The organism is Streptomyces sp. NBC_00353, from assembly GCF_036108815.1.
Lineage (GTDB): Bacteria > Actinomycetota > Actinomycetes > Streptomycetales > Streptomycetaceae > Streptomyces.
In genome coordinates this window covers 6,163,446-6,175,957 of the sequence record NZ_CP107985.1, presented here as the reverse complement: position 1 = coordinate 6,175,957, position 12,512 = coordinate 6,163,446, and the positions used below count along the sequence as shown (strand labels likewise).

Here is a 12,512-nt window from a genome sequence, read left to right as displayed (position 1 = left end):
CCGGTTGCACTGTGGGCTTCGTGGACGTCGTGGCTTCGCTGACTTCGCGGCTTCGTCGACGTCACGGCTTCGCGGGCTCAGCGGTTTCGCGGGCTCAGCGGTTTCGTCGGCTTCGCGGTGCTGTGCGCTTCGCGGTCAGACCGCGGCCTTCTTCAGCCGTCGTCGTTCCCGCTCGGAAAGACCGCCCCAGATACCGAAACGTTCATCATTTGAAAGGGCGTACTCAAGGCATTCGGACCGGACTTCACAGGCGAGGCATACCTTCTTTGCCTCGCGGGTCGATCCGCCCTTCTCGGGGAAGAAGGACTCGGGATCGGTCTGGGCGCACAGTGCGCGCTCCTGCCAGCCGAGTTCCTCATCCGCGTCCTCGACCAGCAGTTGCTGGAACAGCTCGGTCATGTGCGCCCCTCGTCTGTCTCTTGCGTCCCCGTGATGCAGCCGTTATCGAATCGGCCGAACGACACGAGTGAAATTACAAGTGTGTGGATCCGGGCCAGTCAAGCGGAGATCTGCTATTGGGCCCGGTATTCACTCTGCGGAACCAAGCCTATGCAGAAAGTGTGCAAATAGCCAAAAACCTGACATATGCCACAGGCTCCACCACGCCCCTGCTCGCCACAGGGTGAGACGCCCAGGAGGACGGTCGTGTTTCGATTTGATCACCGAAGCGATCAAGATCACAGTCGGGTCACGAGGCCGCTGTGACGTTTACGGGCGCGGTTGTTGCGCCACATCTCCGTTACAACGACTGCACAAACCTTTCTCCGGCCGGAGTAACCGGATGAGGTGAAACATTGCCGCCAAATCGGGCATTGGGTTGACAGTGAGACCTTTGCTCGGTTCTCCTTGATGCCATGCCAGCAAACTCAGCGATGCGCACCACCCACGTCCGTGGGTTCCGCACCGCTGTCCAGGCTCGCTGTTGCTGTTCCAGCTGTCTCAGCTGTTGATGCCGTCCCCGCTGTCGAAGCCCTCGCGCTCCAGCTAGTCACGGCCACCCCCGGACCCCGGCCTCTCCGGTTCCGCTCGCTCCGCCAAGCCCCTTCTCCGGCCCGGCGGCACGCCCGGTCCCCACGGCCTCCGGTCCACGCGACACCCCCGCATCTGCGTCCGCACTTCTGCCCCGCACTCCCTTGCCGAGGAACCACCGCACCCATGAACAGCGACAGCGACCTTCAGATCGCCGGCGACATCCTCGAGGTTCAGCACCTCCTCCAGCCCGCGCGCAAGCACCCCTCCACGGTGGCCGAGTTCGTCGGGCTCGCCCGTACCATCGCCGCCGACCGCGAGCAGTGGGCGCCGCTCGTCCAGTACGACGCGACCACCCGCTGGTACCACCGGCTCCACACCGTCCCCCAAGCCCTCGGCTCCGCTCGAGCAGGGGAGACCCCACTCGGCTACGAGGTGTGGCTGCTGAGCTGGGTCCCCGGCCAGGGCAGCGGGATGCACGACCACGGGCTGTCCTCCGGCGTACTGACCGTCCTGGAAGGCGAGTTGACCGAGCGCACGGAGCGCGGCAGCCGGTCGCTGGACTCCGGCGCGCAGCGCGTCTTCGCGCCCGGATACGTCCACGAAGTGGTCAACGACTCCCTCGAACCGGCCGTCAGCCTGCACATCTACTACCCGGGTCTGACCGAGATGCCGATGCACGCGGCGCAGTGCGCCCCGACGGCCACCGACGTCGTATCCGCCTGACAGCCCACCCGTCACCCACCACCACCCCACCAACGATCAGGCTTCGCCTGACAGCCCACCCGTCACCCACCACCACCCCACCAACGATCAGGCTTCGCCTGACAGACTGTTGTGCATGCGCATTGTGGTTCTGGCCGGTGGTATCGGTGGTGCTCGTTTTCTGCGTGGCCTCAAGCAGGCCGCGCCCGACGCGGACATCACGGTGATCGGCAATACCGGTGACGACATCCATCTGTTCGGGCTGAAGGTCTGCCCCGACCTCGACACCGTGATGTACACGCTCGGCGGTGGCATCAACGAGGAGCAGGGCTGGGGGCGTACCGACGAGAGCTTCCAGGTCAAGGAGGAACTCGCGGCATACGGCGTGGGACCCGAGTGGTTCGGGCTCGGCGACCGTGACTTCGCGACACACATCGTCCGTACGCAGATGCTGGGCGCGGGCTATCCGCTCAGCGCCGTCACCGAGGCACTCTGCGCACGCTGGAAGCCGGGAGTCCGGCTGCTGCCGATGTCCGACGACCGGGTCGAGACGCATGTCGCGATCGAGGTGGACGGCGAGAACCGGGCAATCCACTTCCAGGAGTACTGGGTGAAGCTGCGTGCCTCCGTGGAGGCCCGTGCGATCGTGCCGGTCGGCGCGGAGCAGGCCAAGCCTGCGCCCGGTGTGCTGGAAGCCATCGCCGAGGCCGACGTCATCCTCTTCCCGCCGTCCAACCCTGTCGTGTCGGTGGGGACCATCCTCGCCGTGCCCGGGATCCGGGAAGCCATCGCCGAGGCCGGGGTGCCGGTCGTCGGCCTCTCCCCCATCGTCGGGGACGCGCCGGTGCGGGGCATGGCGGACAAGGTGCTCGCCGCGGTGGGCGTCGAGTCGACGGCCTCGGCCGTCGCCCAGCACTACGGCTCCGGGCTGCTCGACGGCTGGCTCGTCGACACGGTGGACGCCGGCTCGGTCGAGGACGTGGAAGCCGCGGGCATCCGCTGCCGCGCCGTGCCGCTGATGATGACGGATGTGGACGTCACCGCCGAGATGGCACGTCAGGCGCTGACGCTGGCCGAGGAGGTACGGGCGTGAGCGGCGGCGCGACCGCCGGCGAGGCGCCCTCGTACCGGGTGTGGGCGCTGCCCGGGATGCCGGAGGTGCGGCCCGGGGACAACCTCGCGAAGCTGATCGCCGCCACCGAACCGGGGCTGGTCGACGGCGACATCCTCCTCGTCACCTCGAAGATCGTCTCCAAGGCGGAGGGCCGGATCGTCGAGGCAGCGGACCGGGAGGCGGCGATCGACGCCGAGACGGTACGGGTGGTGGCGCGCCGCGGCACGCTGCGGATCGTCGAGAACCGGCAGGGGCTCGTCATGGCCGCTGCCGGGGTCGATGCCTCGAACACCCCTGCCGGGACGGTGCTGCTGCTGCCCGAGGACCCCGACGCGTCGGCCCGGACGATCCGGGACGGGCTGCGGGACACGCTCGGCGTCGAGGTCGGGGTCGTCGTCACGGACACCTTCGGGCGGCCGTGGCGCAACGGACTGACCGATGTCGCGATCGGGGCGGCCGGGGTGCGGGTGCTCGACGATCTGCGGGGCGGGACGGACGCGTACGGCAACCCGCTGAGCGCGACCGTCGTCGCCACCGCCGATGAGCTGGCCTCGGCCGGTGATCTGGTCAAGGGCAAGGCCGAGGGGCTGCCGGTCGCGGTGGTGCGCGGACTTTCGCATGCCGTGGACATGGGGGCCGGGGCGGAGGTGTCCGGGCGCGGTGCCGATGCCGGTGGCGTCGAGCCGGGGGCTCGGGCGCTGGTGCGGGTCGCGGCCGATGACATGTTCCGGCTCGGGACGTCCGAGGCGGTACGGGAAGCGGTGACCCTGCGGCGTACGGTGCGGGAGTTCACGGACGAGCCGGTGGACCCGGGGGCGGTACGCCGCGCCGTGGCCGCGGCGGTGACGGCTCCGGCGCCGCATCACACGACACCGTGGCGGTTCGTGCTCCTGGAGTCCGAGGCGTCGCGGACGCGGCTGCTCGACGCGATGCGGGATGCGTGGATCGCGGACCTGCGGCGTGACGGCAAGAGCGAGGAGTCGATCGCCAAGCGGGTGCGGCGGGGCGACGTGCTGCGCCGGGCGCCGTATCTGGCGGTGCCGTGCATGGTGATGGACGGCTCCCACACGTACGGGGACGCGCGGCGGGATGCCGCGGAGCGCGAGATGTTCGTGGTCGCGGCGGGGGCGGGCGTCCAGAACTTCCTGGTGGCGCTGGCCGGTGAGCAGCTCGGGTCGGCGTGGGTCTCGTCGACGATGTTCTGCCGGGATGTGGTGCGTGAGGTGCTGGATCTGCCGGCGGAGTGGGATCCGTTGGGAGCGGTCGCCGTGGGGCGGGCTGCGGGGGTGCCGCGGGAGCGCGGGGAGCGGGATGTGGCGGCATTTGTCGCGGTGAGGTGAGGGGCGCGGGGTGGGCTTACTCCCCGACCCGCCCCTTCCCGAAACCGGGAGGGGCGGCCCCGGGACCCGGTTTCGGGACCTTCGGACGCGTTGTGTCCTCAATCGCCGGACGGGCTTGATTCGCCGGACGGGCTTGATTTTGCCGGTTGTGCTTGAGGCCGCCTACAGGCGTGCGATGTCGCCCCGTGTCATACGGGGGGCTCGGCGCGGTGGGGTGTGACCCGAGAGCAGGATCAGGCGGGTGGCCCGATGGCGTTGGCCCTCGTAGGGGGCGAGCAGGTGCAGCATTTCCTCGTCGTCGGCGTTCCTGTTGCCTGCCAGGGCGTGGCCGATGATGCCGGGGAGGTGGAGGTCGCCCACCGTGACCGCGTCGGCGGCGCCGTTGGCTCGTTGGAGCGTTTCGGCGGAGGTCCAGGGGCCGATGCCGGGGATCAGTTCGAGCCGGGCGGTGGCCTCCGGGAGGGGCATCGTGGCCGCTTCCTCCAGCCGTCGGGCCACGCGTACCGCGCGCAGGATCGTTGCCGATCGTTTGGCGTCGACGCCCGCTCGGTGCCATTCCCAGGACGGGATCAGCGACCAGGTGCGCGGGTCCGGCATCACATGCAGGCCGTGCGTGGTGAACAGGGTGGCCGCAGGGCCGGGGGCCGGGGTGCCGTAGCTCCGGACCAGAAGGCGCCAGGCGCGGTAGGCCTCGTCGGTGGTGACCTTCTGTTCCAGGATCGACGGGATCAGCGACTCCAGCACCAGACCGGTGCGCAGCAGCCGCAGTCCGGGGCGGCGGTGCTGGGCCACGGCGATCAGACGGTGGCGCGGACGGAACGCCTCCGGTTCGTCCTCCGCACCGAGCAGGGTCGGGAGCCGGTCCAGGAGCCATGAGGCGCCGGGACCCCAGGCCGTCGCCCCGATCCGGCCGCCCCGGTCGGTGAGGTGGAGCGTGCCGGGGCCGGCCGGGGTGCGGGTGGCCCGCCAGACCGAGCCGTCCCGGTCGATACGGAACGTCGGATCGGCGGGGCCGCGGCGCAGCGGGGCGAGGACGAGGCGCAGGTCGAGCGGGCCGGATGGGGTCCACTCCCGGGTCAGTGCCTCGGGTGCCTGCTGTGCCCCGGGTTCCTGCTGTGCCTCCGGTGCCTGCGGCGCCTCGTCCGCTGCGGCCTGGCGCGGGACGGACCTGCTCGGGGCACTGCGGGGGGCAAATCGTCCTGCCACGGGTGAGGTCCTCGGTCGTCGGGGATACCTATCGAGCGTACGCGCCGCGGGGGCCCGTCATTCGTCCGACGAGAAACGCACGGACGCGTCGGGCAGAGTCGCCCCGCACCAGATGCGGACACCGTCGCGCAGTTCGTTGTCGGCGCCGACCTGTGCGCCGTCGCCGACGACCGCGCCCGCCAGCACGGTACGGCTGCCTATCCTGGCACCGGCTCCGACCAGGGAGTCCGTGATCACGGCGCCGGGTTCGACGACCGCGCCGGCCAGCACCGCGGAGCCGTCGATCCGGGCGCCCGCGCCGATCAGGGCGCCTTCGCCGATGACCGTACCGCCGCTGAGTTTGGCGTCGGCTGCGACGGAGGCCGTCGGCAGGACGAGCCGGTCGCCGCACCGCCCGGGGACGGCCGGGGACGGGGCGCGGCCGAGGACCAGGTCGGCGGAGCCGCGCACGAACGCCTGCGGGGTACCGAGGTCCAGCCAGTACGTGGAGTCGACCATGCCCTGGAGATGCGCACCGGAGGCGAGCAGTCCGGGGAAGGTCTCGCGCTCCACGGAGACCGGGCGGTCGGCCGGGATGGTGTCGATGACCGACCGGCGGAAGATGTACGCCCCCGCGTTGATCTGGTCGGTGACGATCTCTTCGGGCGTCTGCGGCTTCTCCAGGAACGCGGTGACCCTGCCGGTGTCGTCCGTCGGTACGAGACCGAAGGCACGCGGGTCCTCGACCCGGGTGAGGTGGAGCGAGACGTCCGCTCCGGACCTGGCGTGCGAGGTGACCAGCGCCCGGATGTCGAGGCCGGTGAGGATGTCGCCGTTGAAGATGAGGACGGGTTCGTCCGGTCCGGAGACCAGACGGGACGCCACATTGCGGATGGCTCCGCCCGTCCCGAGCGGTTCGCGTTCGGTGACGTACTCGATATGGAGGCCGAGTGACGAACCGTCGCCGAAGTACGGCTCGAAGACCTCTGCCAGGTACGACGTGGCGAGGACGATGTGCTCGACCCCGGCCGCCCTCGCCCGCGCCAGCTGGTGCGTCAGGAACGGGACGCCGGCCGCCGGAACCATCGGCTTCGGAGTGTGCACCGTGAGCGGGCGCAGTCGGGTGCCTTTGCCACCGACCAGGAGAATCGCTTCTTTTGCCTCTGTCACAGCACTGTCTCTGCTTCCTGCTGGGGCCGGGCCTGGTTTCGGCTGGCCAGTGTAAGCAGACCGGTCGGATCTCCCCCGGTCGGCGGCCCGGCCGGCGGTCCGGTGCCCCCGCCGGAGCCGCACGGGCCGTCAGCGGCCTTGCAGGTGGGCGGAGCTGGTCCGGGCCGAGCCGAGCTTCTTGTAGAGACGGGTTCCAGGACATTCGGTCACGATGCCGTCCCGATGTCCGGAGATGACGTTGAGTTTGACCTTTGTTCCCTTCTTGAACCGGTTTCCGCCGCCCGATACGAGGGTGGTCCTGGAACTCGGGTCGGCACCGAACAGGCCGAGTTTCCAGGCGGTGAGCTTCGCGATGGCGTTCACCGCGGCGGCGGGCGGGTCGGACGTGGTGAAGGTACCGAGCACGGCAATGCCCATGCTGTCGGTGTTGAAACCGAGAGTGTGCGCCCCCTGGACCGCCTTCGTCACGCCCCCGGCACGTCCTTCGTAGATGTTTCCGCACTTGTCGACGGCGAAGTTGTAGCCGATGTCGCGCCAGCCACTGCTCTTGACGTGGTAGCGGTAGATACCGCGAAGGACCGACGGCGCCTGGGAGCACGTGTACTTGTTGCCCGTGGCGCTGTGGTGGATGAAAGCGGCCTTGACGCTCTTCGTGTACGTGAAGGCGCTCTCGCGGAGCTTCTCGTCGGCTCCCCAGCCCTTGCGGGTGATGATGGTCGGGCGGGGTCCGATATACGGCTTGCTGCCCGGCGCGACACCGGCCTCGGCCTCGCTCTCCGCCTCGGTCCGCGCCTTGCTCAGTGCGGGCAGGACGGAGCCTTGGCCGGGCGCCTGGAGGGAAGTCCGGACGGATTCCTGAAGGGATGTCCGGAGCGATGTGGCCAGGCGGCCGCCGCTGCCGGACGCGAGGCCCGCGAACTCGGCACCCGAGGCTTCGAAATCGCCTTCGTCGGTGCCGGCCACCGGCGACTGCCGCGGGTCCTCGCCGGGGTCGACGAGTTCGAGCCGCAGGCCTTCGGGCAGCGGTACGCGGGCGGTGGCCCGGTCATGGGCGTCGGGCGTCTCCGGGATGACCCGGACCTCGACGCCGTCGCAGTTGCCGACCCAGAGCGGGGCGGTGGAGCCACGGACGGTCCCGGAGTCGCGCTCGGCGCTCCCGGGGTCGGCGGCGTGCTCGGCATTGTGGGTCTCCAGGTCCTGCCAGTCGGACCAGTGACCGGAGCCGATGGCGCGGGTGCGGACCTCGACGGCGCCGTGGAGTTCGACGTCGGCGTCGTCCCAGACGACACCGACCAGTGAGAAGGGGTGGACGTCGCGTCGAGGCAGACCTTGTACGGCGCTGGCCTCGGCGGTCCCGCTGGGGGCGTCGGTCCCCCGCGTGGACGCGGTGGGCAGTGGCGACAGCGGCAGGGACTGCGTCGACCCGGGAACTTCGGCGGGATCGGCGGCCTCGGTCGCTGCGGTGGCGGAGGTGTCGGGGGCGGCGCCCGCGGGCGCGGCGTTCGGCAGCACAAGGGCTGCCGAACAGGTGACACCAATGGCAGATGTAATGAAGGCACGCATACGGACGATACTGACCACAGTGCGACAACGACGGCTACCGGGGTATCTCGGGACAATTGACGGGCCGTCTGCCGAACCGGTGTACCCGATGCCTGCGGCGTCCGGCCCCGCCCGGCGCCGCCGCGTACCCTTGCGCGGATGAACGCCAGCGACCGCACCCCTGCCGACCTGCTGCGTTCCGCGCTCGCCGCGGACCCGGCCCGCCCCATGGTCACTTTCTACGACGACGCCACCGGAGAACGGGTCGAACTGTCGGTGGCCACCTTCGCCAATTGGGTGGCCAAGACCGCCAACCTGCTGCAGGGCGACCTGGCCGCGGAACCCGGCGACCGGCTCGCCCTCCTGCTGCCCGCGCACTGGCAGTCCGCGGTCTGGCTGCTCGCCTGCTCCTCGGTCGGCGTCGTCGCCGATGTGCAGGGGGACCCCGCCGCCGCCGACCTCGTCGTCACCGGTCCGGACACACTGGACGCCGCGCGCGCCTGCCGCGGCGAACGGATCGCTCTGGCCCTGCGCCCGCTGGGCGGCCGGTTCCCGCAGCCGCCCGAAGGTTTCGCGGACTATGCCGTGGAGGTGCCGAGCCAGGGCGACCGGTTCGCGCCGTACGCGCCGGTGGACCCGGACGCGCCCGCGCTGACCGTCGGTGGACTCGGGCTGACGGCTGCGCAACTGGTCGCACGCGCCCGCGAGGACGCCGTGGAGCTGGGGCTGACGCCCGGATCGCGGCTGCTGACCGGGCGCACGTACGACAGCTGGGACGGGCTCAGCGCCGGACTCTTCGCCCCGCTGGCCGCCGGCGGCTCCGTGGTCCTGTGCCGGCATCTGGGACAGCTGGACGAGGACGGACTCGCCAAGCGCGTCGAGAGTGAGCGGGTCACCAACACCGCGGTGTGACAAGCCCCCTGACGGCCACTCGTCCGGCCCACAGCGGGCCGAGCCCTCGGGCCTGCGCATCAACTCCGGTACATCATCGGCGGTACAGACCACTCAGGCCCTGGGGTCTTCCGTCTTGATCGGGCCGGGCCCCGCGAGCCCGGCCCGATCAAGACGGATCCCTGGGCACAACCAAGCGTGAGGTTCAGCCGTCTACTCCTGCGACCGGCGGCCCAGCGCGCCGCCGAACGTGAAGGATGGACGCAGACGTGACCGAAAGCGCCGGCACGCCGGCCGACCCCGACCGCTCGGCCGCGGACCAGGACGGGCACAACGACGAGTCGCAGGGCAGGGACGAGTCTCAGGGCGAGGGCAGGACTCGGGGCGACGGCAGCTCTCAGGACGGGCCGGAAGGCGAAGGCCGCCCCGAGGAACCACTCGGCTCGGACGTCCCGGCCGAGCGCAGGCACCGCTGGCTGCGTTGGGCGGCGCTCGCCGCGTCACTCTTCGTCCTGGTCGCCGCGGGCGGCGGCTGGTGGCTGTACAGGAAGCTCGACGCCAACATCACGACCGACACGTCCGCGGCCGCCGAACTGCGGGTGTACGAAAAAGAACGTCCCGTGTCCGTCGTGCACGACGCGGAGAACATCCTGCTCATCGGTTCCGACAGCCGCACCGGCGACAACCGTAAGTACGGCCGCTCCTACGGCAGCAGCCAGCGCTCCGACACGACGATCCTGCTGCACCTCGCCGCGGACCGGAAGAGCGCCACGGCCATGTCCATCCCGCGCGACCTGATGACGGAAATCCCCAGCTGCCACCAAGCGGACGGAAAGCCCACCAGGAAACAATTCGCCCAATTCAACTGGGCCTTCCAATTCGGTGGCACCGCCTGCACGATCCGCACGGTCGAGCGGATGACGGGCATTCGCATCGACCACCACATGGTCGTGGACTTCAACGGCTTCAAGGACATGGTCGACGCGGTGCACGGCGTCGAGATCTGCCTCAAGGAGCCGATCGACGACTCGGACGCGCACCTGAAGCTCCGCGCGGGACGCCAGAAGCTCGACGGCGAGGAGGCGCTGGGGTACGTACGGGCCCGCAAGTCCATCGGCAACGGCAGCGACACCGACCGGATGGAACGCCAGCAGCGATTCCTCGGGGCACTGGTGAACAAGATGCAGAGCAACGGCGTCCTGCTCAACCCGACCCGCCTCTATCCGGTGCTGGACGCGGCCACCAAGTCACTGACCACCGACCCGGGCCTGGACAGCCTCAAGGACCTGTACGAGCTGGTGCGCGGCATGCGCAACGTACCGACAGAAAAGGTGCAATTCCTGACAGTTCCGCGACAACCCTACGCTGCAGATCCGAACCGGGACGAACTTGTCCAACCAGAAGCCAACAAGCTCTTCAAGCGGCTACGCGAGGACGCCCCTGTCGCAGTGGTCCCGGCGGATGAACTGAAACGCAAAAAGCGCGGGAATTCGGACAGCTCGGACTCCACCAGTCCGACACCCACACCCACCTATTCGGGCAGCAATGCGGCCACCGACCTGTGCGAGCGGTAAAGCAATTCCCAAGTAGGCATCGGCAATCGGAGCGTAATGAGCAGTATGACCGGTTGTAAGGGCCGTGGAATGTGTCACGCCCGTCGCTTGACAGCGAACCGGGCGGATAGTGTGACGCGATCCGGTGCTTCCGACCATCAGGTCGCGCACTGCTGGAGCGAAAGATCGAGCGCCTCTCGGGGGGAAGGCGCCTCGCGTGGCACCGACGGAGGACTCAAACAACCGTGGATGCGCAAGGCCGTGGGCGGGCGGACGAAATCGACCCCGCAGACCAGTGGGTCCTCAACCCGCAGACCGGCGATTACGAATTGCGACTGCCCCAATCCGGAGGGGATTCATACCGCACGCCGAATGCGCCGGGTCCGCGTGGTTCCGGGCGCAGAGGCACGGCGCGCGAGGGCGACGGCGAGCGCAGAAGCGCGGTTCGCGACGGTGCCGGCGAGCGCAGAAGCGGTGGACGGAACGGCGAGGGCCGGGGGCCGGTGCCCGAGCAGCGTGGTCGCCGTGCCAATGGCCCGCGCGGCCAGGAGGGTTCCGGTCCCGACTCCGCGGGCCGGCGCAAGCGCAGGCAGCCGAAGGCCCGCCGCAAGAAGGCGCTGCTCTGGACGGGTGGCGTGATGGCCTTCGTACTGGTCGGCCTGTCGGTGGGCGGGTACGCGCTGTACCAGCACTTCAACGGCAATCTGAACACCGTCGACGTCGGCGACGCCGGCAACAAGGACGTCATCACCGCCAACGCGCCCCTCAACATATTGATCATCGGTACGGACAAGCGCACCGGCAAGGGCAACGAGGGCTACGGCGACAAGGGCAGCACCGGCCATGCCGACACCAACATCCTGTTCCATGTCTCCAAGGACCGGACCAACGCCACGGCGCTGAGCATCCCGCGCGACCTGATCACCAACATCCCGGACTGCACCACCAAGCAGCCGGACGGTTCGGAGAAGGTCATCCAGGGGACGCGGAACATCCGCTTCAACGTCAGCCTCGGCCAGGAGGGGCGGGACCCGGGCTGCACCATGGAGACGGTCAAGGAGATCACCGGCCTGAAGGTCGACCACTTCATGATGGTCGACTTCAACGCGGTGAAGGAGCTGACCACGGCGGTCGGCGGCGTCAAGGTCTGTCTGGCGCATCCGGTCAAGGACTCCAAGTCGCACCTCGACCTCCCGCAGGGCGAGAGCAAGATCCAGGGCGAGGACGCGCTGGCGTTCGTGCGGACCCGGCACAGCTTCGGCAATCAGAGCGACCTGGACCGGATCAAGGTCCAGCAGCAGTTCATCGGCTCGATGATCCGGCAGATGAAGTCGGACGACACGCTGACCAGTCCGACGAAGCTGTACAGCCTGGCGGATGCGGCGACCAAGGCGCTGACGGTCGACAAAGGCATCGGCTCGATAAAGAAGCTGACCTCGCTCGCCAAGGAGCTCGGCAAGATCGACACGAAGAACATCACCTTCGTGACGGCCCCGGTGATAGACAACCCGGCCGAGACGGTCCACGCGACGGTGGTACTCAACAAGGCCAAGTCCGACCCGCTGTTCCAGATGATGCGCGACGACACCTCGCTGACCGAGGTGAAGAAGCAGAAGAAGGCCGCCAAGAGCAAGCAGGACGCGCTGCTCAAGGGCACCAAGGCCGCTGCCGCCGACGTACGGGTCGATGTCCTCAACGGCGGCGACCGGGCGGGCGCCGCCCAGGAGACGGTCACCTGGCTGCAGAACGAGCAAGGCGTTCTCAAGTCGACGAACAAGGCCAACGCCCCGGAGAAGATCTCCAAGACGACGCTCGAGTACGCACCGAACCAGGCCGACCAGGCCCGTGCCCTCGCCGCCATGATGGGGCTGCCCGGCTCGGCCCTGAAGAAGGGCACCACGGACGCCGAGGGGCTCCAGGCGATGGTCCTGACCCTGGGTGCGGACTTCAAGGGCGCAGGTGTGCCCGTCACCGGACCGGCAAAGGTGCCGGACGACATACCGCTGGCGAACGCCGGCAAGGCAGAGTGCGCCAAGTGACACG

10 protein-coding genes are annotated in these 12,512 nt (G+C 69.4%); 6 read left to right on the top strand and 4 right to left on the bottom strand.

Annotated elements, in window-relative coordinates; all coding sequences use genetic code 11:
- Positions 1-135: 135 nt before the first annotated feature.
- A complete protein-coding gene (locus tag OHA88_RS27970; RefSeq protein ID WP_030927001.1) occupies positions 136-399 on the bottom strand; it encodes a WhiB family transcriptional regulator in 264 nt (87 codons plus the stop codon).
- A 756-nt stretch (positions 400-1,155) separates the two neighbouring features.
- Here OHA88_RS27970 and OHA88_RS27965 point away from each other — a divergent pair.
- The 3 genes from OHA88_RS27965 (at position 1,156) to OHA88_RS27955 (ending at position 4,128) form a co-directional block, all read left to right on the top strand.
- A complete protein-coding gene (locus OHA88_RS27965) occupies positions 1,156-1,695 on the top strand; it encodes a cysteine dioxygenase (protein WP_328627525.1) in 540 nt (179 codons plus the stop codon).
- Between the two features lie 115 nt (positions 1,696-1,810).
- On the top strand, positions 1,811-2,767 hold the full coding sequence (gene cofD / locus OHA88_RS27960; protein ID WP_328627524.1) for a 2-phospho-L-lactate transferase: 957 nt from the start codon (positions 1,811-1,813) through the stop codon (positions 2,765-2,767).
- Positions 2,764-4,128 (top strand): coenzyme F420-0:L-glutamate ligase, encoded by a 1,365-nt coding sequence (locus OHA88_RS27955; RefSeq protein ID WP_328627523.1) that lies wholly within the window; start codon positions 2,764-2,766, stop codon positions 4,126-4,128. The genes cofD and OHA88_RS27955 overlap by 4 nt, the downstream gene beginning before the upstream one ends.
- Positions 4,129-4,290: 162 nt before the next feature.
- Here OHA88_RS27955 and OHA88_RS27950 read toward each other — a convergent pair whose 3' ends face one another.
- From OHA88_RS27950 to OHA88_RS27940, 3 genes are all read right to left on the bottom strand, one after another.
- Positions 4,291-5,334, bottom strand: coding sequence for a DNA-3-methyladenine glycosylase family protein (locus OHA88_RS27950; RefSeq protein WP_328627522.1), 1,044 nt, complete (start codon positions 5,332-5,334; stop codon positions 4,291-4,293).
- A 57-nt stretch (positions 5,335-5,391) separates the two neighbouring features.
- Positions 5,392-6,483: an NDP-sugar synthase gene (locus OHA88_RS27945; protein ID WP_328627521.1), complete on the bottom strand. Its 1,092-nt coding sequence runs from the start codon at positions 6,481-6,483 to the stop codon at positions 5,392-5,394.
- A gap of 129 nt (positions 6,484-6,612) precedes the next feature.
- On the bottom strand, positions 6,613-8,046 hold the full coding sequence (locus OHA88_RS27940; RefSeq protein WP_328627520.1) for a peptidoglycan recognition protein family protein: 1,434 nt from the start codon (positions 8,044-8,046) through the stop codon (positions 6,613-6,615).
- 138 nt (positions 8,047-8,184) lie between these two features.
- On the opposite strand from OHA88_RS27940, the gene OHA88_RS27935 reads away from it, so the two are divergent.
- From OHA88_RS27935 to OHA88_RS27925, 3 genes are all read left to right on the top strand, one after another.
- Complete coding sequence (locus OHA88_RS27935) at positions 8,185-8,937, top strand: TIGR03089 family protein (protein ID WP_267004841.1); 753 nt, start codon at positions 8,185-8,187, stop codon at positions 8,935-8,937.
- A 236-nt stretch (positions 8,938-9,173) separates the two neighbouring features.
- Positions 9,174-10,490 (top strand): LCP family protein, encoded by a 1,317-nt coding sequence (locus OHA88_RS27930; protein ID WP_328627519.1) that lies wholly within the window; start codon positions 9,174-9,176, stop codon positions 10,488-10,490.
- A 224-nt stretch (positions 10,491-10,714) separates the two neighbouring features.
- Positions 10,715-12,508, top strand: coding sequence for an LCP family protein (locus OHA88_RS27925; RefSeq protein ID WP_328627518.1), 1,794 nt, complete (start codon positions 10,715-10,717; stop codon positions 12,506-12,508).
- Positions 12,509-12,512: the final 4 nt, after the last annotated feature.